22 protein-coding genes, 1 pseudogene and 1 riboswitch are annotated in these 25,657 nt (G+C 71.4%); of the genes and pseudogenes, 12 read left to right on the top strand and 11 right to left on the bottom strand.

The features are described 5' to 3' along the window. Positions 1-393 precede the first annotated feature (393 nt). A complete protein-coding gene (locus FM076_RS22460; protein ID WP_173872771.1) occupies positions 394-807 on the top strand; it encodes an anti-sigma regulatory factor in 414 nt (137 codons plus the stop codon). Positions 808-827: 20 nt separating this feature from the next. Next, entirely contained in the window at positions 828-1,757 is a 930-nt protein-coding gene (locus FM076_RS22455) for an RNA polymerase sigma factor SigF (protein ID WP_173874929.1), read from the top strand. Between the two features lie 88 nt (positions 1,758-1,845). Here FM076_RS22455 and FM076_RS22450 read toward each other — a convergent pair whose 3' ends face one another. Beyond that, entirely contained in the window at positions 1,846-2,244 is a 399-nt protein-coding gene (locus tag FM076_RS22450; RefSeq protein ID WP_173874928.1) for a hypothetical protein, read from the bottom strand. A 109-nt stretch (positions 2,245-2,353) separates the two neighbouring features. Here FM076_RS22450 and FM076_RS22445 point away from each other — a divergent pair, with 109 nt between their 5' ends. Further along, positions 2,354-3,322: a diacylglycerol/lipid kinase family protein gene (locus FM076_RS22445; RefSeq protein WP_173872770.1), complete on the top strand. Its 969-nt coding sequence runs from the start codon at positions 2,354-2,356 to the stop codon at positions 3,320-3,322. A 315-nt stretch (positions 3,323-3,637) separates the two neighbouring features. Further along, positions 3,638-3,901, top strand: coding sequence for a WhiB family transcriptional regulator (locus tag FM076_RS22440; protein WP_016469673.1), 264 nt, complete (start codon positions 3,638-3,640; stop codon positions 3,899-3,901). Between the two features lie 169 nt (positions 3,902-4,070). Here the strand turns inward: FM076_RS22440 and FM076_RS22435 are convergent, their stop codons facing one another. The 7 genes from FM076_RS22435 to FM076_RS22405 all read right to left on the bottom strand — a co-directional run bounded on the left by FM076_RS22435 (position 4,071) and on the right by FM076_RS22405 (position 12,656). Further along, complete coding sequence (locus FM076_RS22435) at positions 4,071-5,564, bottom strand: PAS domain-containing sensor histidine kinase (RefSeq protein ID WP_173874927.1); 1,494 nt, start codon at positions 5,562-5,564, stop codon at positions 4,071-4,073. Positions 5,565-5,920: 356 nt separating this feature from the next. Continuing rightward, on the bottom strand, positions 5,921-6,568 hold the full coding sequence (locus tag FM076_RS22430) for a class II aldolase/adducin family protein (protein WP_202034924.1): 648 nt from the start codon (positions 6,566-6,568) through the stop codon (positions 5,921-5,923). A gap of 59 nt (positions 6,569-6,627) precedes the next feature. Next, positions 6,628-7,710 (bottom strand): SIS domain-containing protein, encoded by a 1,083-nt coding sequence (locus tag FM076_RS22425; protein ID WP_173872769.1) that lies wholly within the window; start codon positions 7,708-7,710, stop codon positions 6,628-6,630. A gap of 175 nt (positions 7,711-7,885) precedes the next feature. Then, positions 7,886-9,424 carry a glycoside hydrolase family 3 protein gene (locus FM076_RS22420; protein ID WP_173872768.1) on the bottom strand — a complete coding sequence of 513 codons (1,539 nt, stop codon included), beginning with the start codon at positions 9,422-9,424 and terminating at the stop codon, positions 7,886-7,888. 88 nt (positions 9,425-9,512) lie between these two features. Next, positions 9,513-10,343 carry a carbohydrate ABC transporter permease gene (locus FM076_RS22415; RefSeq protein WP_173872767.1) on the bottom strand — a complete coding sequence of 277 codons (831 nt, stop codon included), beginning with the start codon at positions 10,341-10,343 and terminating at the stop codon, positions 9,513-9,515. Then, positions 10,340-11,353 carry a carbohydrate ABC transporter permease gene (locus tag FM076_RS22410; protein ID WP_173872766.1) on the bottom strand — a complete coding sequence of 338 codons (1,014 nt, stop codon included), beginning with the start codon at positions 11,351-11,353 and terminating at the stop codon, positions 10,340-10,342. The genes FM076_RS22415 and FM076_RS22410 overlap by 4 nt, the downstream gene beginning before the upstream one ends. Before the next feature lie 76 nt (positions 11,354-11,429). Continuing rightward, a complete protein-coding gene (locus FM076_RS22405; RefSeq protein WP_173874925.1) occupies positions 11,430-12,656 on the bottom strand; it encodes an extracellular solute-binding protein in 1,227 nt (408 codons plus the stop codon). A 341-nt stretch (positions 12,657-12,997) separates the two neighbouring features. Here FM076_RS22405 and FM076_RS22400 point away from each other — a divergent pair, with 341 nt between their 5' ends. The 8 genes and pseudogenes from FM076_RS22400 to FM076_RS22365 all read left to right on the top strand — a co-directional run bounded on the left by FM076_RS22400 (position 12,998) and on the right by FM076_RS22365 (position 22,751). Next, the gene (locus FM076_RS22400) at positions 12,998-13,792 is read left to right on the top strand and encodes a GntR family transcriptional regulator (RefSeq protein WP_173874924.1); all 795 of its coding nucleotides are present in this window, start codon (positions 12,998-13,000) and stop codon (positions 13,790-13,792) included. Positions 13,793-14,011: 219 nt separating this feature from the next. Next, positions 14,012-16,120, top strand: a complete 2,109-nt coding sequence (locus tag FM076_RS22395; RefSeq protein WP_243275047.1) for a carbon starvation CstA family protein — start codon at positions 14,012-14,014, stop codon at positions 16,118-16,120. Beyond that, positions 16,117-16,317 carry a CstA-like transporter-associated (seleno)protein gene (locus FM076_RS22390; RefSeq protein WP_173872764.1) on the top strand — a complete coding sequence of 67 codons (201 nt, stop codon included), beginning with the start codon at positions 16,117-16,119 and terminating at the stop codon, positions 16,315-16,317. Before FM076_RS22395 ends, FM076_RS22390 begins: the two co-directional genes overlap by 4 nt. A gap of 123 nt (positions 16,318-16,440) precedes the next feature. Then, entirely contained in the window at positions 16,441-16,731 is a 291-nt protein-coding gene (locus tag FM076_RS22385) for a DUF3311 domain-containing protein (protein WP_173872763.1), read from the top strand. Beyond that, positions 16,728-18,311 (top strand): annotated as a pseudogene (gene mctP / locus FM076_RS22380) (monocarboxylate uptake permease MctP); the annotation flags it as partial. The gene FM076_RS22385 and the pseudogene mctP, both read left to right, overlap by 4 nt. A 203-nt stretch (positions 18,312-18,514) precedes the next feature. Beyond that, positions 18,515-19,012, top strand: a complete 498-nt coding sequence (locus FM076_RS22375) for a GNAT family N-acetyltransferase (protein WP_173872762.1) — start codon at positions 18,515-18,517, stop codon at positions 19,010-19,012. Positions 19,013-19,066: 54 nt separating this feature from the next. Continuing rightward, a riboswitch (cobalamin riboswitch) is annotated at positions 19,067-19,204 on the top strand. A gap of 110 nt (positions 19,205-19,314) precedes the next feature. Further along, positions 19,315-21,720, top strand: coding sequence for a ribonucleoside-diphosphate reductase subunit alpha (locus FM076_RS22370; protein ID WP_173872761.1), 2,406 nt, complete (start codon positions 19,315-19,317; stop codon positions 21,718-21,720). Then, positions 21,720-22,751: a ribonucleotide-diphosphate reductase subunit beta gene (locus FM076_RS22365; RefSeq protein WP_173872760.1), complete on the top strand. Its 1,032-nt coding sequence runs from the start codon at positions 21,720-21,722 to the stop codon at positions 22,749-22,751. The genes FM076_RS22370 and FM076_RS22365 overlap by 1 nt, the downstream gene beginning before the upstream one ends. Before the next feature lie 27 nt (positions 22,752-22,778). Here the strand turns inward: FM076_RS22365 and def are convergent, their stop codons facing one another. The 3 genes from def to FM076_RS22350 all read right to left on the bottom strand — a co-directional run. Then, complete coding sequence (def, locus tag FM076_RS22360; RefSeq protein ID WP_173872759.1) at positions 22,779-23,423, bottom strand: peptide deformylase; 645 nt, start codon at positions 23,421-23,423, stop codon at positions 22,779-22,781. Positions 23,424-23,548: 125 nt separating this feature from the next. After that, complete coding sequence (locus tag FM076_RS22355; RefSeq protein WP_173872758.1) at positions 23,549-24,550, bottom strand: hypothetical protein; 1,002 nt, start codon at positions 24,548-24,550, stop codon at positions 23,549-23,551. Between the two features lie 196 nt (positions 24,551-24,746). Continuing rightward, positions 24,747-25,657: HD-GYP domain-containing protein (locus FM076_RS22350; RefSeq protein WP_243274600.1), on the bottom strand; the 911-nt coding region annotated here is incomplete at its 5' end.

Raw genomic sequence — 25,657 nt, 5'->3', positions numbered from 1 at the left:
GGGCGGGTTTCAGCCCTTGTCGGACCCTGTGCCGCCAGGGGCTATGAACGCATCGGGTGACGGGTAATGACATGACAGGCCCTCCCATCGACACCCCGCCGCCCGTCACCGGGCACCCAGGGTGGCCGACGGAGCCGAGGGACCTGGCCCGGGAGAGTCGCTCGCCGCCTCCCCCGGTGCCAACACAGCGTAATCGCGAAGGATTTGGGGGCACCGACCCCTAGCCACAGAAAGTACCCATGTGTTTACTATGGGTGACACTCGCGGGTCGAGGCGGCAGAGACCGGGGCGTGCGGCATCGTGACGCGGATCGCGATAGCGTCGCTGACGAAACGAACCATCAGCCGCGTCGGCCGTGAGGCCCAACCGGCTCGTGTCACCTTGGAGGTGAGGGTGTCCCAGATCGCAGGCGACCCCGCGTCGCAGGACTTCGTGGAGGTCCGGCTGCCGGCCGCGGGTGCCTATCTGTCGGTGCTGCGGACGGCCACCGCCGGGCTCGCGGCCCGCTTGGACTTCACCCTCGACGAGATCGAGGATCTGCGGATCGCCGTGGACGAGGCGTGCGCGATCCTGCTCCAGCAGGCCGTCCCCGGCTCCGTACTCAGTTGTGTCTTCCAACTCGTCGGCGACTCGTTGCACGTGACCGTCTCGGCGCCGACGACCGATGGCCGGGCTCCCGAACGCGACACCTTCGCGTGGACGGTGCTCTCGGCCCTGGCCGGTGAGGTGGGTTCATCAGTGTCGGACGACCGTACGGTCAGCATCAGTCTGCACAAGAAGCGCGGTGCGGGGCCCGGAGCATCGTGACCGAGCACGAGGCAAGTCAGATGTGGTCGGGCCGCCCGGGGGCGGTCTCACGGGGCATCCCGGAACAGCAGCCCCGTCCGCACCCGGCCGACCCGGGTGTGCAGCGACCCCGGCAGGCGAAGCGGGCGGATGCCATGGACCAGCAGCAGCACGGGCGCCGCGGGCGGGGTTCCCACGGCGACTCCCGCGGGGCCGACCCGCAGGACCGCGACGCGGCACGCGCGCTCTTCGTCGAGCTGCGCAAGCTGCCGGACGGCCCCGAGCGCGCGGAGCTGCGCAACCGGCTGGTGCGCATGCATCTGCCGCTGGTCGAGCACCTGGCCCGCCGGTTCCGCAACCGCGGCGAGCCGCTGGACGACCTGACACAGGTCGCGACGATCGGTCTGATCAAGTCGGTCGACCGTTTCGACCCGGAGCGCGGCGTCGAGTTCTCGACGTACGCGACACCCACGGTCGTGGGCGAGATCAAGCGCCACTTCCGTGACAAGGGCTGGGCCGTGCGCGTGCCCCGCCGCCTCCAGGAGCTGAGGCTCTCCCTCACCTCCGCGACCGCCGAACTCTCCCAGCAGCACGGGCGCGCCCCGACGGTCCACGAGCTGGCCCAACGGCTGTCGATCTCCGAGGAGGAGGTGCTGGAGGGGCTGGAATCGGCCAACGCCTACAGCACGCTCTCCCTCGACGTGCCGGACACCGACGACGAGTCGCCGGCCGTCGCCGACACCCTGGGCGCCGAGGACGACGCCCTGGAGGGCGTCGAGTACCGGGAGTCGCTCAAACCGCTGCTGGAGGAGCTGCCGCCGCGGGAGAAGAAGATCCTGCTGCTGCGGTTCTTCGGCAACATGACCCAGTCGCAGATCGCCCAGGAGGTCGGCATCTCGCAGATGCACGTCTCCCGGCTCCTGGCCAGAACGCTGGCCCAGCTACGGGACCGCCTCCTGGTGGAGGAGTGATCCGCGCCCTCGGGCGCCGGACGGACTGAGCGCGGCCCGTCCGGCGCCTGGAGACGGCACACCGGACCGGGCGGCGCGGCTGCCGCCGTCATCCCGCCCCGATGCCCAGGGCCCGGGTCGCCTTCGGGTTGACCAGGCAGCACAGGACACCGATCGCCGCGAGGGCCAGCGCGAGCGCCGCGGCCAGCAGACCGCCCCCGTTCTGCCCCAGCTGCCAGGCCACGGGCAGGGCGAGCAGTTGGACGATCATCGAGGGCCCGCGGCTCCAGCGGCGCCGCAGCCACAGCCCGCGCGCGGCGGCCAGCGGCAGCACGGACAGGGCGAGCACCGTCACGGCGAGCGTGGCGGCCTGCACCGTGTCGTCCGGGCGGCGGGTGGCCAGCAGCACGAGCGAGACGACGCCGAACCCGGCGACGACCAGACCTTCGAGGCCCGTCACCAGCGCCGCGGCCGTCACCCGGCGCGCCCCGTCCGCCCGGGTCGCCATGGACTCTTCCGTCTCCGTCTGGGTCACACTCTCGCTCACACAGGAAGCCTAGCCCTCCTGGCACCGGTACCGGCTGGGACCGGTACCGCGGGGTAGGTACGCTCACCCCATGCGCGCACTCCTCGTGGTCAACCCGGCAGCCACCACCACCAGCGCACGCACCCGTGACGTGCTGGCGCACGCGCTCGCCAGCGATCTCAAGCTGGAGGTGGCCACAACGCAGTACCGGGGCCACGCCCGGGACCTCGCCCGGCAGGCGGCGCGGGGCGGCACGGCCGAGCTGGTGATCGCGCTCGGCGGGGACGGCACCGTCAACGAGGTCGTCAACGGGCTGCTGCACGACGGGCCCGATCCGGAGGGGCTGCCGGGGCTGGCGGTGGTGCCGGGCGGCTCCACCAACGTGTTCGCGCGCGCCCTGGGCATGCCCAACGACGTGGTGGAGGCCACAGGGCATCTGCTGGACGCGCTGGAGGCCGGCTCGCAGCGGACCGTCGGCCTGGGCGTGGCCGGCGGCGTTCCGGGGACCGACGACGCGGGGATCCCCGAGCGCTGGTTCACCTTCGCCGCCGGACTGGGGTTCGACGCCGGGGTGGTCGGCCGGGTCGAGCAGCAGCGCGAGCGCGGCAAGCGGTCGACGCATCCGCTGTACGTGCGCCAGGTGGTGCGGCAGTTCCTGGGCGAGCCGCACCGCAGGCACGGCACGATCACGCTGGAGCGCGAGGGCGAGGAGCCGGTCGAGGGGCTGGCGCTCTCGATAGTCTGCAACACCGCTCCCTGGTCGTACCTGGGGAACAAGCCGCTGTACGCGGCGCCGGAGGCGTCCTTCGACACGGGTCTCGACGTGCTGGGACTCAAGCGGCTGACGCCGCTGGCGGTGGGCCGGTACGGCACCCAGCTGCTGGCCTCCAGCCCCGAGCGGGGCCTCCGCGGGAAGCACGCGGTGACGCTCCACGACCTCACCCGCTTCACCTTGCATTCGCAGGCGCCGCTGCCGTTTCAGATGGACGGTGACCACCTGGGACTGCGTACCAGCGTGCGCTTCACAGGCGTACGGCGTGCACTGCGTGTGATTGTGTAAGTGGAAGGGCCGAAAGTCCTTCCACTCGAACGTTTAGACCAGGGTCCACCCCCTGGAATGACGGCTGTGAGCTAGCCGACACCAAGGATTCAAAAAAAAGTTTCCGGAAGGGGTTGTATCCGCAGCCGAGGTTTGCGAGTCTCTTCATGGCGATCGGGACGGCCCCGCCATCAGGGCCCCCTTGAGAGCCGGAATCCCCTCCCTTCACCCCAAGTGGGACCCGCATCACAGTTGATGAGGCCCCACTTCCCACGCGGAGGGATTCGTGAAAGCGTTCACATTCACAAGCAAGCCACACGAGGAGAGGTAGCAGCCATGGACTGGCGTCACCACGCCGTTTGCCGCGAGGAAGACCCCGAGCTGTTCTTCCCCATCGGCAACACCGGTCCCGCGCTGCTGCAGATCGAGGAAGCCAAGGCCGTCTGCCGCCGCTGCCCCGTCATGGAGCAGTGCCTGCAGTGGGCTCTGGAGTCCGGTCAGGACTCCGGTGTGTGGGGTGGCCTCAGCGAGGACGAGCGTCGCGCGATGAAGCGCCGCGCCGCCCGCAACCGGGCGCGGAACAACGCCGCGACCGCCTGACGCCCAGCCCCGCACCAGCTGCACCCCCGAGACGCAGCGCGCAGTGCCCTCGGAGCGCCTGCCGGCCGGCAGGGCGCCCGCACGCACGCAGAGCGTACAGCGCCGAGCCCCCGGCTCCGTCCGACGGAGCGGGGGCTCGGCGCTGTTGCGCAGGCTGCGCGCCCGGGGCTCAGCGCTTGTCGCGCTTCTCCGCCGCCACCGGAAGGTCGAACAGCACCCGGGTGCCGCCGTCCGGCGCCGGGAGCATGTCGAAGGTGCCGCCCAACTCCCCCTCCACCAGCGTGCGGACGATCTGCAGCCCGAGGTTGCCGGCGCTCTTGGGGTCGAACCCCTCCGGCAGGCCGCGCCCGTTGTCCCGCACCGTGACCAGCAGCCGCGCCTCACCGTGCGCGGTGCGCCCCGCCGCGGCGCCCCGTACGGCGTGCACCTCGATGGCGCCCTGTTCCCCGGGGCCGAAGCCGTGCTCGATGGCGTTCTGGAGCACCTCGGTGAGCACCATGGACAGCGGGGTGGCCACCTCGGCGCCCAGAATGCCGAAGCGGCCCGTGCGGCGTCCGGCGATCCGGCCCGGGGAGATCTCGGCGACCATCGAGAGGACCCGGTCGGCGATCTCGTCGAAGTCCACGCGCTCGTCCAGGTTCTGGGAGAGCGTCTCGTGCACGATGGCGATGGAACCCACCCTGCGCACCGCCTCGTTGAGGGCCTCCTTGCCCCGGTCGGAGTCCATTCTGCGGGCCTGGAGGCGCAGCAGCGCGGCGACCGTCTGGAGGTTGTTCTTCACCCGGTGGTGGATCTCCCGGATGGTGGCGTCCTTGGTGATCAACTCGCGCTCGCGGCGGCGCACTTCGGTGATGTCGCGCAGCAGGATGAGCGAGCCGATGCGGGTGCCCTTGGGCTTGAGCGGGATGGCGCGCAGCTGGACGATGCAGTCGTTGGCCTCCACCTCGGCACCGCGCGGCGCCCAGCCGCTGGCCAGCTTGACCATCGCCTCGTCCACCGGCCCCCGGGAGGGCGCCAGTTCGGCGGTGGCCTCCCCCAGATGCAGCCCCACCAGGTCGGCTGCCAGGCCCAGGCGGTGGTAGGCGGAGAGGGCGTTCGGGCTGGCGTACTGGACGTAGCCCTCGGCGTCCAGCCGGATGAGGCCGTCACCGACGCGCGGCACATGGTCCATGTCCACCTGGTGACCGGGGAAGGGGAAGCTGCCCGCGGCGATCATCTGCGCCAGGTCCGAGGCGCTCTGGAGGTAGGTCAGCTCCAGCCTGCTCGGCGTCCGTACGGTCAGCAGATTGGTGTTCCGCGCGATGACGCCCAGAACCCGCCCCTCGCGCCGTACGGGGATGGACTCGACCCGTACCGGGACCTCCTCGCGCCACTCGGGGTCGCCCTCCCGCACGATGCGGCCCTCGTCCAGCGCGGCGTCCAGCAGCGGCCGGCGGCCCCGGGGCACCAGGTGGCCGACCATGTCGTCCTGGTGGGAGGTGGGGCCGGTGTTCGGCCGCATCTGGGCGACCGACACATAGCGGGTGCCGTCCAGCGTGGGCACCCACAGCACGAGGTCGGCGAAGGAGAGGTCGGCGAGCAGCTGCCACTCGGACACCAGCAGGTGCAGCCACTCCAGCTCGGCGTCCGAGAGCGCGGTGTGCTGGCGTACGAGGTCGTTCATGGAGGGCACGGGGCCGAGGGTACGACAGTCGGCCGGCCGCACCGGCGCCGGTGGGACCCGGGCGGGACCCCGGGCGGGACTCCCGGGGCGGTCTTCCGGTGGAGACGCGGTGACGCGGTGCCGTACGATCCGTAGACAGACGGCCGTGGTCTAGTCCAGAATCCTCAGGAAGAACTTCTGCCCTCCCCGCACAGGAGGGCAGATCGAGGCCCGTGCCGCTCTCTGCCCTGACAGCGGCGGGCCTTGTAGCTCCGGGCTGCGGTGCCGGGCGGGTTGAGGGTCCCGCACCGGCGCCGCGGCCCGAAGTGTTCTCCGGGGGACGGCCGAGCGGCCCCCTCACGCGCCCTCACGCGGCCTCAGGCGTGCTGGATGGCCTCATCGGGGCTCATCGGGAAGCCCGTGGTGCGGTCCCCCAGCAGCAGGGCGCGGTAGGTCGCCGTGGCGGCCTCCTCCAGGTTCATCGCCCGCCGCAGCGCCATGCCGACGTCCTCCCCCAGCGCCGAGCAGCCGTGGTGGGCCAGCAGCACGCAGTTGTGCTCCCTGGCCTGCTCGGCGGCGGAGTCGGCCAGCTCGTCCGACCCGTTCGGGTGAAAGTCGGTCCGGCCGACGGAGCGTACGTAGACCGCGTGGTCGAGCGTCAGCAGCCGGATCTCGTGGCCGAGAGCGTCCACCAGGACCGCGTGCTGCGGGTGCATGTGGACGATGGCGTTGGCGTCCTCGCGCACCCGGTAGGTCCGCTGGTGCAGCTTCCACTCGCTGGAGGGGTCCGGGTTGCCGCCGACGATCTTGCCGTCCAGGTTCATCACCGTGAAGTCGCCGGGCTCCAGCCGGTCCAGCCAGGTGCCCTTGCCGGTGACGACGAACTCCTCGGAGCCCGGCAGCCGCGCCGACAGGTTGCCGCCGCTGGCCAGCGCGAAGCCCCGCCGCACCACGGTGTCCCCGACATCGATGAGCTGCTCCACCAGACCCTCGACGGTCTCCGCCTGCCGCATCCGGGGCCTCATGCCGCCCGCCTCCCGCATCTCGTCGTACTCCGCGTCCTCGTCCTCGTCCCCGCCCCCGGTCAGCGGGTCTCGGTGACCTTGGCCAGCGAGCGCGGGGCGTCCGGGTCCTGGCCGCGGGCCATGGTCACCTCATACGCGAGCATCTGGAGCGGGAGGATCTGCACGATCGGCTGGAGCTCCTCGGGCAGTCCGCCGGTCGGCAGCGCGAAGCCGGCCGAGGCCCGCGCCACCTCCGCCTCCCGGCCGATGACGACCAGGTCGGCGCCCCGGTCCCGCAGCCGCTCCAGCACCGGCCGCAGCGCCTCGCCGCCCTTGCCGTCGCCCACCACCGCGATGACCGGCGAGATGTTGTCGACCATCGCCAGGGGGCCGTGCAGCAGGTCGGCGCCCGAGTAGGACAGCGCCGGGATGTAGCTGGTCTCCATCAGCTTCAGCGCGGCTTCCTTCGCCGTCGGGTAGCCGTAGCCGCGCGAGGTCAGCACCATGCGCTCGGCGAACCGGTAGCGCGCCGCCAGCTCCTTGACCTCCGCCTTGCGGGCCAGCACCGCCTCGGCCAGCTCGGGCAGCTTCGCGGCAGCGTCCGCGGCGCCGGCCTCCCCCGCCTCCTGGCCGGCGGTCCGCAGCCCCTCCACGAACAGGTACAGGGCCAGCAGCTGGGCTGTGTAGGTCTTCGTCGCGGGCAGCGCCTTCTCCGGGCCCGCCAGCACGTCGATGTGGTACTCGCTCACCTGTGCCAGCGGCGAGTCCGCGTTGTTGGTGACGGCCAGCGTGAGGGCACCCGCCTCGCGGGCCGCCTTGGTGGAGGCCACCAGGTCCGGGCTGCCGCCGGACTGGCTGATCGTGATCACCAGGCAGTCGGTGAGGTCCGGTTCGGCGCCGTAGGCGGTCGTCGTGGACATCGAGGTGAGACCGCACGGCTTGCCCAGCTTGATCTCCAGCAGGTACTTCGCGTATAGCGCGGCGTTGTCGGAGGTGCCGCGCGCCGTCAGCAGCACGAAGCGGGGGTTCTTCGCGGCGATCCGCCCGGCCACCTCGCGGATGGCCCCGGCGCCCTCGTCCAGGATGCGGCGCAGGACGGCCGGCTGCTCGGCCATCTCCCCGGACATGATCGTGCCCGGCTCGGACGGGGCGTTCGAGGACATGCGGGTCGCCTCCCGGTGGTTCGTGCGTGGCGCTTGCTGTTCGATCCTACGTTGTGGGGGTTCGCACACATGGGCCCCTGGGCCGCGCTCCGCCCCGCCGTCCGGCCCCCCGGAGGGGCGGGCGGCGGGGCGGTGGCGAGGACGGGACCCTCCGGCTGAAGCCCTCCCAAAGCCCCTAGTGGGAGGCGGTTCCCACGATCACCTCCGCGGCGGCCCGCCCGCACACCCGGGCGGCCCCGCGCGTGGCCACGTACAGGGCCCCGCGCGGCGGTGACTGGGGAACCCCCATCTCGACGACGACCGTCTCCGGCCGGGCGGCCACCAGCCGCTCCAGCGCCTCGGTCATCCACGGGTGCCGGTGCGCGTCGCGGACGACGGCGACCACCGGCCGCTCCCCCGCGTCCGCCAGCACCCTCGCGCCCACGTCGCCGTCCGTGCTGCCGTACGTCCTGGTGCGGGTCCCCGGCACTCTCCGCTCCAGTTCGGCGGCGGGCCCCCAGGGGGTCTCGTCGCCGACGGCGATGTTGGCCAGCGGCGTCATGGCGGCGACGAACAGCGGCCCGGCCGGCCGCCGGTACTCCTCCAGCCCGACGACGACCAGGGCGCGCCGCGCCGCCTCCAGTCCGATGCCCACCCCGCCGGAGGCGAGGGCGGGGTCGGCCAGACCCCCCGTGTCCGACCGGCGCACCTCCCTCGCCCACGCGGCGAGCCCCCGTACCCGTGCCGCGGCGTCGGCGAGCCGTTCCTCCGTCAGCTCACCGTCGCGCACGGCCCGCACCAGCGCGTCGCGCAGCCGCAGCACGGTGTCCTCCCCGGACAGGCCGCCGCCCACGCAGATGGCGTCGGCCCCGGCGGCCAGCGCCAGCACGCTGCCGCGCTCCAGGCCGTAGGTGGCGGAGATGGCCCGCATCTCCATGCCGTCGGTGACGATGAGCCCCTCGTGGCCCAGTCCGCCCTCGCTCCTGGGTGCCCGCAGCAGCCCGGTCAGCGCGGCGGGGCTCAGCGTCCCGGGGCGCGCGGCGTCCAGTGCGGGCAGCAGGATGTGGGCGCTCATCACGCACTTGCTGCCCGCCTCGACGGCCGCCGCGAAGGGCACCAGTTCGCGGGCGCGGAGCGTGTCCAGGTCGGCGTCGATGCGGGGCAGGGCGTGGTGCGAGTCGACGGCGGTGTCGCCGTGCCCGGGGAAGTGCTTGACGCAGGCGGCCACCCCCGCGGCCTGGAGGCCCTCCACGTACGCGACGGTGTGCCGGGCCACCAGCTTCGGGTCGCCGCCGAAGGAGCGCACGCCGATGACGGGGTTGTCGGGGTTGGAGTTGACGTCGGCGGACGGCGCCCAGTTGAGGTTGACGCCGACGGCGGCCAGGCGGCTGCCCAGTTCGTGGGCGACGGCCCGGGTCAGGTCGGGGTCGTCGACGTGGCCGAGGGCGAGGTTGCCGGGATAGGAGGAGCCGGTGCGGGCCTCCAGCCGGGTGACGTCACCGCCCTCCTCGTCGATGGCGACCAGCAGTTCGGGCCGCACCTCGCGCAGCTGCTCGGTCAGCAGGGCCAGCTGTTCGGGCGAGTCGATGTTGCGTCCGAACAGCCCTACGGAGGCGAGCCCTCCCTCCATCTGCCGCAGCAGCCAGGACGGCGCCGAGGTGCCGGTGAATCCGGGCTGGAGGACGGCGAGGGCGTCGCGGGTGAGGGTGTCGGACGCTCGGAGAGAGGTGGTCATACGGCGCGGTGTCCCTTCACTTCACAGGAGCCCTTCACTTCACTGGCGTGCCGTCGGGCGGCGGCAGCACTACGGCGGTCTCGCATGGCTACCCCTTCACCGCGCCGGCGGTCAGTCCGGCCACCGCCTTGCGCTGGAGGTAGAGGAAGAGCAGCAGGATCGGGACGGCGAAGAGCGAGGCCGCCGCCATCGTGGCGCCCCAGTCGTCGCCGAACGCGGTCTGGAACTTCGAGAGCCACAGCGGGAGCGTCTGCGCCTCGGCGTCCTTGTTGAGGATGAGGACCATGGGGAACTCGTTCCACGCCGTGATGAACCCGAAGAGGGAGGTGGCCATCAGCCCGGGGGCCAGCAGCGGGAAGATCACCCGGCGGAAGGCCTGGAGGCGGGTGCATCCGTCCACCAGCGCCGACTCCTCCAGGTCCTTGGGCACGGCCGCGACGTAGCCGCGCAGCGTGATGACGGTCAGCGGCAGCACCATGACGGTGTAGAAGAGGGTGAGCGGTACCAGGCTGTTCAGCATGTCGGCGTCGCGCACCAGCATGTAGATCGCGATGACCATGACCTCCCAGGGGGCCATCTGCGCGAGCATGAAGATCAGGATGACGCCCTTGCGTCCCTTGAACCGCATCCGGGCCAGCGCGAACGAGGCGGCGAGCGCCACCACCAGTGAGAGGCCGACGGCGAGCACGGTGACGGTGACGGAGTTGCGCACCAGCGTGAGGAAGTTCTCGGCGTGCACGGCCGTGGAGAAGTGCTCGAGGGTGGGCGAGGCGGGGAACCAGACGGGGTCCTCGCTGATGATGTCCCCGTTCGGCTTGAACGCCGTGTTGAACATCCAGTAGACGGGGAAGGCGAACACCACGAACAGCACAAGGGCGGTGGCGTTGGGCCATATCCGGCCCAGCAGTGACCTCTTCATCGGGCCGTGCCCCCCTCGCTCGTTTCCGTCTCGTCGTCGTCCTCCTGCCGCAGCGCCAGGCGCAGGTAGTACGACATCAGTGCCAGCAGGATGAGGATGGTCAGGAGTGAGATCGCGGCGCCGGTGCCGTAGTGCTGGTTGCCGACGCCCTCCACGAAGGCGTAGACGGGCAGCGTCTCGGTCAGCCGGTCGGGGCCGCCCTCGTTGATGGCGAACACCTGCGGGAACGCCTTGAAGATCCAGATGACTTCGAGGAACGTCGCGACCGTCAGGAACGGCTTGAGGAACGGGAACGTGACGTGCCGGAAGCCCTGCCAGGAGCCCGCGCCGTCCAGTGCGGCGGCCTCGTACAGCTCCTTGGGGATCGTGGTGGTGGCCGCGTAGAGGTTGATCGCCACGAACGGCACCGACATCCAGACGATCAGCAGCGAGATGACGAAGAAGGTGGACAGCTGGGTGCTCGTCCAGTTGTGGTCCGCCATCGACGCGAAGCCCGCCTTGGCCAGAACCCAGTTGACGACCCCGAACCGCTGCGCGAACAGCCACTGGTAGACGGTGGTCCCCGCGATGGGGGGCATCGCCCACGCGAGCACCAGCCCCACCGACAGCAGCAGCCGCATCCTGGAACCCAGCCGCGCCAGCAGCAGCCCGATGAGGGTGCCGGCGACCATGATGGCGACCACGTTGACCGCCGTGAAGATCACCGACCGCAGAGTGACCCGCCAGAACGTGTCGCTGGTGAGCGTGTCGGTGTAGTTGCTCACCCCGTTCCACTCGGTGACGTGCTGGATCAGCTGCGTCATGTTGAGATTCTGGAACGAGAGCATGCCGTTGGTGACCAACGGCCAGCCGAGGAAGACGACGGTCAGCCCGAGGGCGGGCAGCAGCAGGAGATACGGCAGTCCGCCCTTGCCCTTGACGCCTCCCCGGCCGGACGGTGACGGGCCGGTCCCCGCCGGCCGGGGAGGCACCTTGCCGCGGGGCGGCGCCTCACTGGTCTGTACAGACATCGGTACTCCAAGAACGGAGCGGGTGCGGGGGCGGTGACCACCTCACCGCCCCCGCCCCCCACCCCTGGGACAGGGGTTACTGCTTCTGGGACAGCCGCTTGTTCATCTCGCCCTCCACGGCCTTGGCCGCGGCCGCGTGGGACTTCCCCTTCAGCACGGACGTCATGTACGTCTTGATCGGGTTCGGCGGGTTCTCCACCGCGCCCCACTCGGGGATCAGCGGGGTGAGCCCGCCGCCCTCGACGGCCGGCGCGGCGGCCTCCGCCGCGGGGTTGCCCTTCAGATTGCTCTGCAGCGCCTGCTTGTTGGGGATGACGCCGCCTTCCTTGGCGAGCGCGCCCTCGAACTTGTCCGAGAGGGCGATCTTCAGGAACTCCTTGGCCAGCTCCTGCTTCTCGCTGCCGGCGGCGACGGCCAGGTTGGAGCCGCCGAGGAAGACGCCCTCGGGCTTGCCGGCGGTCTCACCCGGGATGGTGAAGTAGCCGATGTCCTTCGCGATCTTCTTGTTGGCCTCGATGGCGGTGGCGCCCTCCCAGCTGAGCCCGATGAACGCGCCGGTCTTCCCCTTGGCGAACACCTCGGCCTGCTGCGGGGTGGCCTCGTCCTTGTCCTTGGGCGCCTTGGAGTAGGAGGCGTACTTCTTGTAGACCTCCATGGCCTCGCCGACCTTGGGGTCGGAGAGGTTGGAGACCCACTTGCCGCCCTTCTTCTTGACCAGGTCGGCGTTCTTGCCGATCAGCAGGCCGTCGAAGAAGTACCAGTTCTGGCCGGGCATGTAGAGCGGCTCGGCGTCGGTCTTCTTGTCGATCTTCTCCAGCGCGTCGAAGAACTCGTCGCGGGTTCTGGGCGTGCCCTTGAGGCCGGCCTCGGCCCAGATCTTCTTGTTGTAGACGACCGTACGGTTGACGGCGAACCACGGGGCGGCGTACTGCTTTCCGCCGTAGACCGCCGACTTGTTGAGGGAGGGCGTCCAGTCCTTGCCGAGCCCCTTCTTCAGGTCACCGAGGTCGGCGAGTCCGCCGGTGCGGGCGTAGGCGGGGGTCTGGGTGTTGCCGATCTCGATGACGTCCGGCGGGTCGGACTCCGAGAGCGCGGTGGTGATCTTCTGCTGGATCCCGTTCCACTGCTGGACCTCGAGCTTGAGCTTGGCCCCGGTCTTCTTCTCGAAGGCGGCCTTCACGTCCTTCGTCCAGCCCTTGGGCGTGGAGCCGTCCATCGCCCACAGGGTGAGCGTCTGCCCCTTGAAGCTGTCCGGACCGCTCTTCTTGTCGCCGTCGGACCCGCAGGCCGCGACGTTCACCATCAAGACGGCGACCCCGGCCGCGGCTATGAGGCCCCTCTGACGGCTCTTACGGCTACTCAGACGTCTCACTGCACTCTCCCCTGCACACTGGAACGCTCCGCACAGCGCCTCCGGACCGCACATCCCGGACCCATTCGGACAGTTGGTTTAGACCAATGCGCAGAGCTTGGCCTAGACCTTTAGGGGTGTCAACGGTGTATAAAGCTCGCGGTCGGTTCCGTTATCGGAACGACATCTGAGCTGGGGCGTCCGCTTGGACCGGGGCCGTGCCACGATGTGAGCCGCTATCAACACGGAGGAAGCCGGTGACGGCAGCACGAGGAGAGTCGGAGAGGCGGGCCATGGGCACGGACGGGGGCGGCGCCATCGCGCCGGCCGCCGCGGACGGCGAGACCGCAGGCGGCAACGGATCGGCGGCCCGCACCGCGCGCGTGCCCAAGTACTACCGGCTCAAGCGGCACTTGCTGGAGATGACCGAGACGCTGCCGCCCGGCACCCCCGTACCCCCCGAGCGCACCCTGGCCAGCGAGTTCGACACCTCCCGGACCACCGTGCGGCAGGCCCTCCAGGAACTGGTCGTCGAGGGGCGGCTGGAGCGCATCCAGGGCAAGGGCACCTTCGTCGCCAAGCCCAAGGTCTCCCAGGCGCTGCAACTGACCTCCTATACCGAGGACATGCGCGCCCAGGGCCTGGAGCCCACCTCGCAGCTGCTGGACATCGGCTACGTCACCGCCGACGACCGCCTCGCCGCCCTGCTGGACATCCCCGCGGGCGGACGCGTCCTGCGCATCGAACGGCTGCGGCTGGCCAGCGGCGAGCCGATGGCCATCGAGACCACGCACCTGTCCCAGAAGCGCTTCCCCGCGCTGCGCCGCAGCCTGGTCAAGTACTCCTCCCTCTACACCGCGCTCGCCGAGGTGTACGGCGTCCACCTCGCGCAGGCCGAGGAGACCATCGAGACCTCGCTGGCCACCCCGCGCGAGGCCGGACTGCTGGGCACCGACGTCGGACTGCCGATGCTGATGCTCTCCCGGCACTCGCGGGACACCGACGGGGAGCCGGTGGAGTGGGTGCGCTCGGTCTACCGGGGGGACCGCTACAAGTTCGTCGCCAACCTCCAGCGCCCCACCGGCTGAAGCACGGCCCGCCCCTTCTCACCCGTCCCGGGGTATGGCGCGGATCACCGTGCTGTTCTACGGTCGGCCTGCCGTTGTGGGGTGCCCGCCGTCTCGAGCGGCGGGTGGGGTCGAGGAGGAACGCGCGTGCGCAGCACTGCACAGCAAGCCGGGCGCCCGGGTTGGCGGCCCGTCGTCCTGTGGACCGCCGTCGCGCTGATCGGCGCGGCCGGGTGGGCGATGCTCGCGCTGGCCCGCGGCGAGGAGGTCTCCGCCGCGTGGATGGTGGCCGCCGCGCTCGGCTCGTACGCGATCGGGTACCGCTTCTACGCGCGGTTCATCGCCACCCGGGTACTCCGCGTCGACAAGAGCCGGGCCACGCCCGCCGAGCGGCTCGACAACGGCATCGACTTCCACCCCACCGACCGGCGCGTGCTGCTGGGCCACCACTTCGCCGCGATCGCGGGCGCGGGTCCGCTGGTGGGCCCGGTGCTGGCGGCGCAGATGGGGTATCTGCCGGGCACGATCTGGATCATCGTCGGCGTCATCCTGGCGGGCGCCGTGCAGGACATGGTGACGCTGTTCTTCTCCATGCGGCGGGACGGCAAGTCGCTGGGGCAGATGGCGCGTGAGGAGATCGGCCCGGTCGGCGGGGCCGCCGCGCTGCTCGCCGTCCTCGCCATCATGATCATCCTGCTCGCGGTGCTGGCGCTGGTCGTCGTCAACGCGCTGGCCGAGTCGCCCTGGGGCACCTTCTCGATCGGCATGACCATCCCGATCGCGCTGTTCATGGGCTTCTACCTGCGGGTGCTGCGCCCCGGCCGGGTCACCGAGGTCTCGCTGATCGGCATCGCGCTGCTGCTGCTCGCACTGGTGGCGGGCCGCTGGGTCGCCGAGTCCTCGTGGGCCGGCGCCTTCACGCTGGAGCCCTCCACGCTGGTCGTCTGGATCCTGGTCTACAGCTTCGTCGCCTCCATCCTCCCGGTGTGGATGCTGCTGGCACCGCGCGACTACCTGTCGACGTTCATGAAGATCGGCACCATCGGGCTGCTGGCCGTCGGTGTCGTGGTGACCCTGCCGACGATGAGGATGGAGGGCGTCACCGACTTCGCGGGGGTGGGCGACGGCCCCGTCTTCGCGGGGTCGCTCTTCCCGTTCGCGTTCATCACCATCGCCTGCGGCGCGCTCTCCGGCTTCCACGCGCTGATCTCCTCGGGCACCACCCCGAAGATGATCCAGAAGGAGACGCAGGTCCGCATGATCGGGTACGGCTCCATGCTGATGGAGTCGTTCGTGGCGGTCATGGCCATGGTCGCCGCCTGCATCATCGACCCGGGGCTCTACTTCGCGATGAACGCGCCCGCCGGTGTCATCGGGGACAACGTGCAGGCCGCCTCCGAAGCGGTACGCCACCTCGGTTACACCATCAGCCCCGAGCAACTGGCCGCCGCCGCCAAGGCCGTGGAGGAGCACTCGCTGCTCTCCCGTACCGGCGGGGCGCCCACGCTGGCCATCGGTGTCTCGACCATCTTCTCCGAGGTCATCGGCGGCGCCGGGATGAAGGCGTTCTGGTACCACTTCGCCATCATGTTCGAGGCGCTGTTCATCCTGACGGCGCTGGACGCCGGCACCCGCGTGGGCCGGTTCATGCTCCAGGACATGCTGGGCAACCTCCACAAGCCGTTCCGCCGGGTGAGCTGGTGGCCGGGGCTGCTGCTGTGCAGCGCCGTGATCGTCGGGCTGTGGGGCTACTTCCTGTGGGTCGGCGTGCACGAGCCGCTGGGCGGCATCAACCAGCTCTTCCCGCTCTTCGGCATCGCCAACCAGCTGCTGGCCGCCGTCGCGCTGGCGGTCTGCACGACCCTGCTGGTCAAGTCCGGGCGGTTGAAGTGGGCCTGGGTGACAGGCGTGCCGCTGGTGTGGGACGCGGTGGTCACGCTGACGGCGAGCTGGCAGAAGGTCTTCTCCAGCGACCCGAAGGTCGGCTTCTTCCAGCAGCGCTCCAACTACCAGGAGGCCATCGACCAGGGCAAGGTCCTGCCGCCCGCCAAGTCGATGGACGACATGCACACCGTCGTCACCAACTCGACCGTGGACGGCGTCCTCTCGGCGCTGTTCGCGCTCCTGGTCGTCATCGTCCTGGTGGACGCCGCCCGCACCTGCGTGAAGGCCGTGCGGGACCCGTCGAGCGCGACGCTGCACGAGGCGCCGTACGTCGAGTCGCGTTTGGTGGAGCCCGCCGGCCTGTTCGCCACCCGGGAGGAGAAGGCGGAGAAGGCCGCCGCTCTCGCCGCGGGGCCGGGCGGGGGCGGCTCCGGCGGGCGCGGACCGGACGGAGGCGCGCGGTGAACGCCCTGCTGCGGGGCGCCCGGTGGGTGCGCTGGTACGTGCGCGAACTGACCGACGAGAGCGCCTACGAGCGGTACGTGGCCCATCTGCGGCAGCACCAGGGGCCGGACGCGCCGGTACCCGGCCGCCGGGAGTTCGAGCGGTGGCGGACCGACGCCCGCGAGTGCGACCCCCGGGAGGGGTTCCGCTGCTGCTGAGCCCGGGTGCGTCCCGTCCGCGAACGGGTGTCCGGTATACGGACGGGTGGTGACGGAGATCAAATACCTCGCTTAAGTTTCGTGCACATTGCACGAAGCCTGAGCGAGGACGGAGCCCGCAGCATGTCCGCACCACCCCCGACCGGGAAAGGACACCCGGCCGTCACCCCCGCGCGCATCGTGGCCGGCCTGTGCCTTTTCGCACCGTTCGTCGGCATTCTGTGGGTGGATTCCTACGCCCGTATCGAGCCCCGGCTGATCGGCGTTCCGTTCTTCTACTGGTACCAGATGCTGTGGGTGCTGGTATCCGCGGCGCTCACCATGGTCGCGTACCGCATCGTGCGGCGCGAACAGGCCGGGGCGCGGCGGGCACCGGCCGAACCGGAGGCGACCGGAAGCGGTGAGGCGCGATGAACGGCGGCGTCAACGGCGTCGCCCTCGCCGTCTTCGTCTTCTTCTTCCTGCTCGTCACCGTCATGGGATTCCGCGCCGCCCGCTGGCGCAAGGCCGCCGACGAGCACAGCCTCGACGAATGGGGCCTGGGCGGACGCAGCTTCGGCACCTGGATCACCTGGTTCCTGCTGGGCGGCGACCTCTACACCGCGTACACGTTCGTCGCCGTTCCGGCGGCCATTTACGCGGCCGGCGCCTCGGGATTCTTCGCGGTGCCGTACACGATTCTCGTCTACCCGCTGATCTTCACCTTCCTGCCGCGCCTGTGGTCGGTCTCGCACCGTCACGGCTACGTCACCACCTCCGACTTCGTCCGCGGCAGGTTCGGCTCCAAGGGCCTCTCGCTCGCCGTCGCCGTCACCGGAATCCTGGCGACGATGCCCTACATCGCCCTCCAACTGGTGGGAATCCAGGCAGTGCTGGACGTGATGGGCGTCGGCGGATCGGAATCGACGCACTGGTTCGTCAAGGACCTGCCGCTGCTCATCGCCTTCGGTGTGCTGGCCGCCTACACCTATTCGTCCGGACTGCGCGCCCCGGCGCTGATCGCGTTCGTCAAGGACGCCCTCATCTACCTCGTCATCGCCGTCGCCATCATCTACATCCCCATCAAACTGGGCGGTTTCGACGACATCTTCGCCAAGGCGGGCGACGCGCTCTCGCAGAAGAATCCGGCGACCGGAAAGCCGCGCGGCGAACTCGCCAGCGGAAACCAGGCGCAGTGGGCGTACGGCACCCTGGCCATCGGCTCGGCACTCGCGCTGTTCATGTATCCGCACTCGATCACCGCGACGCTCTCCGGCAAGGACCGGAACGTGATCCGGCGCAACACCACGATTCTGCCGCTGTACTCGCTGATGCTGGGATTCCTGGCGCTGCTCGGATTCATGGCGCTCGCCGCCGGAATCACGGTGGACAACGGCCAGCTTGCCATTCCGCAGCTGTTCGAGGACATGTTCCCCGACTGGTTCACCGGCGTCGCCTTCGCGGCCATCGGCATCGGCGCGCTGGTGCCCGCCGCCATCATGTCGATCGCCGCCGCGAACCTGTTCACCCGCAACATCTACAAGGACTTCCTCAAGCCGCACGCCACGCCCGCGCAGGAGACCAAGGTCTCCAAGCTGGTGTCCCTGCTGGTGAAGGTCGGCGCCCTCGTCTTCGTCCTGGGCATGGACAAGACCGTCGCCATCAACTTCCAGCTGCTGGGCGGCATCTGGATCCTGCAGACCTTCCCCGCGCTGGTCGGCGGCCTGTTCACCCGCTGGTTCCACCGCTGGGCGCTGCTGGCCGGGTGGGCCGTCGGCATGGTCTACGGCACCGTCGCCGCCTACGGCGTGGCCGGCCCGGCCCAGAAGCACTTCGGCGGCAGCAACGCGGAGATCCCCGGCATCGGGGAGACCGGCTACATCGGCGTGACGGCGTTCGTCCTCAACGTGGCCGTCACCGTGGTCCTCACCCTCGTCCTGCGGGCACTCAAGGCGCCGGACGGCGTCGATGAGACCCGCCCCGAGGACTACACGGCCGACGCGGTGCCGGCCGGCCCCGGCAGCGGCGACCACGACAGCGCCCGGGACGGGAACGGCGCCCGGAACGAGGACGGCACCCGGGACGGGGACGCCGACGGGGCCGAAGTGGCGGCCACCACGGCGAACTGAGCCGGGCCGCCGGCCCACCCCGACCCCGAAGACACCCGCCCCGGACGATCCGGCGGCGGGTGTCGGTGCTCGCGCGCATGATGTCCCCCATGGATGTCACCATCACCCCAGCACGGCCCCACCAGTACGCCGCGATCGGCGAGCTGGTGGCCGGCGCCTATCTCGACGGCGGGCTGCTCGACTTCGGCGAGGCGGACCCGTACCTGGAGAAGCTGCGCGACGCGGCAGGCCGCGCCGCCCACGCCGAACTGCTGGTCGCCGAGGACGAGCAGGGCGCGGTCCTGGGCTCGGTCACCTTCGTGCCCGGCCAGGGCCCCTACGCCGAGCGCGCCCGCCCGGGCGAGGGAGAGTTCCGGATGCTCGCCGTCCGGGAGTCCGCGCGGGGGCGCGGGGTGGGCGAGGCGCTCGTGACCGCCTGCGTCGAGAGGGCGCGGGCCCGCGGACTGACCGGGCTCGTGCTGTCCACCCAGCACTCCATGCACGCCGCCCACCGGCTCTACGAGCGGCTCGGTTTCGTCCGGACGCCCGAGCGCGACTGGTACCCCCTCGACGGCGTCCGCCTGTGGACGTACGCCCTTCGGCTGTGACCGTCGGACGCCACCCGCCACAACATATGGGGGACGGCGCGGAGAGCGGCACAACATGTATGCTCCCTCACGGCCGTCGCCACTGACGCAGGGGAATCCCGGTGCGAGTCCGGAGCTGTCCCGCAACGGTGAGCGGGGCAGTTCACCCCTGCCCTCGCAAGCCCGATCACCTGCCGGCGACGGTGTCGACGAACGTCCGGGTCTCGTGGACTGGACCGGCGGTCGGGGCGCGGCGTGTCCGTATGCGCGCGCCCCTCCTCGCCGTGCCCTGACGCGAGCAGCGAGCAGCGAGGGAGAGCAGCGTGACCACCGCCCCCACCGCCCCGTCCCACCTCAGGGACCGGGCCCCCGACCAGAGTCCCGGCGACCCGGCCGGCGCCGCTCTCCGCGACACCCTCGCCGCCCTGACGGCCGACCTGCCCGACGCCGACCCCGCCCCGGTCGCCGCGGCGGCACTGCGCGGCCGCGCCCCCTCGGCCACCGGGGCCGGTCTGCGGGCCCTGGCCGTCGAGGCCGCCGCGGGCCTCATCAGCGAGGAACCGTCCTACTCCCGGCTGGCCGCGCGGCTGCTGACCCTCGCCATCCGGGACGAGACGGCCGCCGAGGGCGTCACCTCGTTCTCCGCCTCGGTGGAGCTGGGACACGCCCAGGGGCTGCTCTCGGACCGTACGCACGCCTTCGTACGGCGGCACGCCGCGCGGCTGGACGCCCTCGTGGCGGAGGCGGTCGAGGACGGCGCGGACGACCGGTTCGGGTACTTCGGGCTGCGGACCGTCCACTCCCGGTACCTGCTGCGGCACCCGGACACCCGGCGCCCCCTGGAGACGCCGCAGCACTTCCTGCTGCGCGTGGCCTGCGGGCTGGCAGCCGACGAGACGCCGGACGCCCTCACCGAGGTGTGCGACTTCTACCGGCTCATCAGCTCCCTGGCCTACCTGCCCTCCTCCCCCACCCTCTTCAACTCCGGCACCCGCCACCCCCAGATGTCGTCCTGCTACCTGCTGGACTCGCCCCGCGACGAGCTGGACTCGATCTACGAGCGCTACCACCAGGTGGCCCGCCTCTCCAAGCACGCGGGCGGTATCGGCATCCCGTTCACCCGCGTCCGCTCCAGGGGCGCGCTGATCCGCGGGACGAACGGGCACTCGGGCGGCATCGTGCCGTTCCTGCGGACGCTGGACGCGTCGGTGGCGGCGGTCAACCAGGGCGGCAGGCGCAAGGGCGCGGCGTGCGTGTACCTGGAGACCTGGCACGCCGACATCGAGGAGTTCCTCGAACTGCGCGACAACACCGGCGAGGACGCGCGCCGCACCCACAACCTCAACCTCGCCCACTGGATCCCGGACGAGTTCATGCGCCGCGTCGAGGCCGACGCGCAGTGGTCGCTCTTCTCGCCCTCCGACGTGCCGGAACTGGCGGACCTGTGGGGGGAGGAGTTCGACGCCGCCTACCGCCGGGCCGAGGCCGAGGGGCGCGCGGTGCGGCGGCTGCCCGCGCGCCAGCTGTACGGCGCGATGATGCGCACCCTCGCACAGACCGGCAACGGGTGGATGACCTTCAAGGACACCTCCAACCGCACCGCCAACCAGACGGCGGCCCCGGGCCGCACCGTGCACTCCTCCAACCTGTGCACGGAGATCCTGGAGGTCACCGACGACGGTGAGACCGCCGTGTGCAACCTGGGCTCCGTCAACCTGGCCGCACACCTGGGCGCGGACGGCCGGATGGACTGGGAGCGGCTGGATGCCACGGTGCGCACGGCGGTGACGTTCCTGGACCGCGTCGTGGACATCAACTACTACCCGACCGGGCAGGCGGCCCGCTCCAACTCCCGCTGGCGGCCGGTCGGCCTGGGCGTGATGGGCCTCCAGGACGTGTTCTTCCGCCTCGGCCTGCCCTTCGACTCCGCCGGGGCACGCGAGCTGTCCACACGTATCGCCGAGCGGATCATGCTCGCCGCCTACGAGACCTCCGCCGACCTGGCCGAACGGCACGGACCGCTGCCCGCCTGGGAGTCGACCCGCACGGCACGCGGCGTCCTGCACCCCGACCACTACCCGGAAGCGGCCGGCTCCCACGCCTGGCCCGAGCGGTGGGAGGCGCTGCGCGCCCGGATCGCCCATACCGGGATGCGCAACGCGCTCCTGCTGGCCATCGCGCCGACCGCCACCATCGCCTCCCTCGCGGGTGTCTACGAGTGCATCGAGCCGCAGGTCTCCAACCTCTTCAAACGCGAGACACTCAGCGGCGAGTTCCTCCAGGTGAACACCTATCTGGTGGACGAGCTGAAACGGCTGGGCCTGTGGGACGCGCGCACCCGCGAGGCGCTGCGCGAGGCCAACGGCTCGGTGCAGGGCCTCGACCGGCTGCCCGAGCGGGTCCGCGAGCTGTACCGCACCGCGTGGGAGATCCCGCAGCGCGCCCTCATCGACATGGCCGCGGCCCGCACCCCGTACCTGGACCAGAGCCAGTCGCTGAACCTGTTCCTGTCCTCCCCCACCATCGGGAAGCTCAGCTCGATGTACGCGTACGCCTGGAAACGCGGCATCAAGACGACGTACTACCTGCGCTCCCGCCCCGCCACCCGGATCGCGCGGGCGGCCGGCGGCACCACCGCCCCGCCCGTCCCCTCCCCCGCCCCCGTGACGGCCGGCGAGGCCGTCGCCTGCTCCCTGGAAAACCCCGAGTCCTGCGAGGCCTGCCAGTAATGACCACCACACCGGCCACTCCCAAGAGCACCCCCCGGCTGCTCGACCCCGGCTTCGAGCTGACCCTGCGCCCCATGCGCTACCCGCACTTCTACGAGCGCTACCGCGACGCCATCAAGAACACCTGGACCGTCGAGGAGGTGGACCTCCACTCCGACGTGGCCGATCTGGGCAGACTCTCCCCGGGCGAGCAGCACATGATCAGCCGCCTGGTGGCGTTCTTCGCGACCGGCGACTCGATCGTCGCCAACAACCTCGTGCTCACCCTCTACAAGCACATCAACTCGCCCGAGGCGCGGCTGTATCTGTCCCGGCAGCTGTTCGAGGAGGCCGTGCACGTCCAGTTCTACCTGACGCTGCTGGACACCTATCTGCCCGACCACGACGAGCGTGCCCAGGCGTTCGCCGCCGTGGAGAACATCCCCTCCATCCGGGAGAAGGCGCAGTTCTGCTTCCGCTGGATGGACTCCGTCGAGGAGATCGACCGGCTGCGCTCACGCGAGGAGAGGCGGCGCTTCCTGCTCAACCTCATCTGCTTCGCCGCCTGCATCGAAGGGCTGTTCTTCTACGGCGCGTTCGCCTACGTCTACTGGTTCCGCTCCCGCGGCCTGCTGCACGGACTGGCCACCGGAACCAACTGGGTCTTCCGCGACGAGTCCATGCACATGGCGTTCGCCTTCGACGTGGTCGACACCGTCCGCCAGGAGGAGCCCGGCCTCTTCGACGCCGAACTGGAGAAGCAGGTCACCCGCATGCTGGAGGAGGCCGTCGAGGCGGAACTGCAGTTCGCGCGGGACCTGTGCGGCGAGGGGCTGCCCGGTATGAACACCGACTCCATGCGCCAGTACCTCCAGGCCGTCGCCGACCAGCGGCTCCGCCGCCTCGGCTTCCCCGAGCGCTACGGAGCCACCAACCCGTTCTCCTTCATGGAGCTGCAGAACGTCCAGGAGCTGACCAACTTCTTCGAACGCCGCGCCTCCGCCTACCAGGTCGCCGTGGAGGGCTCGGTGACCCTGGACGACGACTTCTGAGGCGGCCCCTCGCGGCGGCCGTACCGGCTACTCGTTCGGCACCGTCTCGTAGCGGGGCGTGCTCTCGGCCATCTGCCGGAGCACGTCCTTGCGCTCCCGCTTGGAGAGCCGGTCGATGTACAGGTACCCGTTGAGGTGATCGGTCTCGTGCTGGAGGCACCGGGCGAAGTAGCCGGTGCCCTCCACCACGATCGGCTTGCCCTGCGCGTCCTGGCCGCGCACCACGGCGTAGTCGGGGCGCGCCAGCGGGTGGTAGGCGCCGGGGACCGACAGGCAGCCCTCGTTGCCGTCGTCCAGCACCCGCCGCTCGGCGGGAAGCTGGTCGAGCACCGGGTTGCAGACGGCGCCGACGTGGCGCACGCCCTCGTCGTCGTAGCAGTCGTAGACGAAGACCTTCAGGTCGACACCGATCTGGTTGGCCGCGATGCCGACGCCCTCGGCGGCGCGCTGGCTGGCGAACATGTCGTCGATCAGCTTCGCCAGCTCGTCGTCGAACTCGGTCACCTCACGGCACTCCCGGTGCAGCACCGGGTTGCCGACGACGGTGATGGGGCGGGCCGTGCCGCGCGCGGTGTGCGCCTCCTCCCGAGCGGCCGCGTCCGTCACGTCGTCGACGAACTCGCCCTCGGCGACACGGGCCGACCCGGCCTTGGTTCCCTGCTGCTGCGCCATGCCGTCGTACGCCTTCCTGCGACCCTTGAGAGCTGAGCGGTGCGGTGCGCACCCGGGGTGCGCCCGCTGCGCACCGTCTACCGGGAAACACCCGCCCTACAGGGTACGGGGCCGCAGGCGTGCGCTCAGCAGACCTCCTCCAGATCCCGCCACTCCCGGGTGTCCGGGCTGTCGGCGACCCAGCCGTCCAGCAGTCCGCGCACCAGCGCGGCGGGCGCCGCCAGGCCGCACTCGCGCTCGGGCACCCACAGCTCACCGGGACCGCCCTGCGTCATGTGGCCCAGCGGCCCGGGGTGACCGGGCGAGCTGTGGTCGTGCGGGTCCAGATGCGCGGTGCCGTCGCCCTCGTCGGCGGGCATGGCGCTCTCCGAGCAGGCGCGGCACAGCAGCCGCACCGAGGACGACCAGTCCTCGGCGGCGAACCCGGCGTCGGCCGCCAGCCGCTCCAGCGCGTCCCGGTCGCTCTCCGTTGCGGCCTCCAGCAGCACCACCCAGGTGGGCACGGGCGAGGGCGCCCACAGCTCGATCTCGTCGAAGACCGGGTAGGACGGCCCGGCCAGCGTGGTGCGCTCACCGTGCGGCACGCCGTCGTGCAGGACGACCTCGCCCCAGCGGCGCCCCGAGGAGGGCAGCGGAATGCTCTGCACCTCCATCCGGGCGGGGTCGATGCGCCGCCCCCAGACGACCTCCGCCTCGCCCTCCGGGGAGAGCCGTACGGCGGCGCTGCCCAGCTGCATGCCGGTGGGCTCGCCGGCCGCGGCGGTGCCCTGCGCCTGGCCCGGCACGTGCAGCCCGTACGCCTGCCAGGCCCTGCGCGCCAGCGGCCAGTCCTGGAGCGCGGTGGCGGCGATGCCGACGTTCCACCAGTCGGGCGCCCCGGTCTCGCGGTCCAGCAGTGCGACGGCCCGCAGGCCCGCCGCTCTCGCCTGCTCCCAGTCGTGCCGGAACTTGTGCAGCAGAGCGAGGTTGAACCAGGACTCCGAGAGCCACGGCTCCAGGTCGGCGGCGCGGGTGAGCAGAGCACCCGCGTCCTCGTACCGGCCGTCGCCGATGAGCGTGAACGCGCGGTCCGTCGCCTGCCGCCACGAGGCGGAGGGCCGGTGCCGCACCTTGCCGAAGATCCTCACAGTCTTTCCCGCCGTTTCCGCCGTTCCCGCCGAATCCCGCCGTTCCGCTGTCCTGTGGCCCGGCTTCCGCCCGGCCGCGCTCGCCTGTCCTCGGGGTCCTGCGTGCCGGACGCCCCGGCGCCTGCGTCCACGTCTGTCGCGGTTCCCCCTTCGCATCCAACCATGCCCGCCCGGGTGCCCGCTCATTACCCGTGCGTCAGACGTCCGCCGCCCGGGACACGACGCGTGACAGGGCTTCCACGACGCGTGGTTCGTGGTCCCGTCCGGTCGCGGTGCGCAGCGTCCGCAGGGCCCGCTCGCGTGCGGAGGGGCCCGCGGTGTGGCTGCCCGCGGTGAGGTCGTCGTACGCGTTGACCGTGCGGACCACACGTGCCGTCACGCACTGCTCGCGGTAGGGGTCGGCCTGGGCCTCCACCGCCGAGGCCACCCGCCAGCGGACACCGGTCTGGCGCACCACGGCCCCACCCAGCAGGGCGATACGGCGCTGCCGGCCGGGCTCCAGGGCCGCCGTGGCACCGCCCGGTACCGGGTCGGTGAGGGAGAGCTGGCCGATGTCGTGGGTGAGGGCGGCGTACTCCAGCGCGGTGAGTTCCCCTCCCGTCAGCCCCAGCTCCCGGCCCACGGCCCGGCTCAGGTCCGCGACCCGGCGCGCGTGCCCGCACGGAGTGCAACCGGCCACCTCGGGCGCCCGCGCGAGCGAGGCCAGCGTGCGCCGGTGCGTCGCCCGGACGGGGGCGCGGCGGCGCAGCACGAACTGGGTGAGCAGCAGCGGAGCGCAGCAGGCCGGAAGCGCCCACGACCCCGCCGTCCCGACGGCGAGCGCGAGGAGCACGGCCGTCGCGGCGACGGCGGGGACGGTGGCCGGCCGGGCGCGCAACTGGCCGCGCGGGCGCGGCCGGTGCCCGTCACCGGCCTCCGCGACCGCCGTGACAGCCGCGAGGCAGGCGTCGGCGCCCGCGGTCAGCAGGGCGACGGCGAGCAGGCAGAGGGCGAACAGCGCCCCCGGCCCCACCAGACGGCCCAACACGCCACTCGCACACAGGGCTTCGCAGCACAAGGCGGCCCCACCGACGCCGAGGGCGAGCCGGGCCGCGGCATGGGGCGGCG

Origin of the sequence: Streptomyces albus subsp. chlorinus (assembly GCF_013302895.1) — a bacterium.
Classification (GTDB): Bacteria; Actinomycetota; Actinomycetes; order Streptomycetales; family Streptomycetaceae; genus Streptomyces; species Streptomyces chlorinus.
Note: the sequence above shows the minus strand (reverse complement) of the source record. Positions and strands in the feature narration are given on the sequence as shown.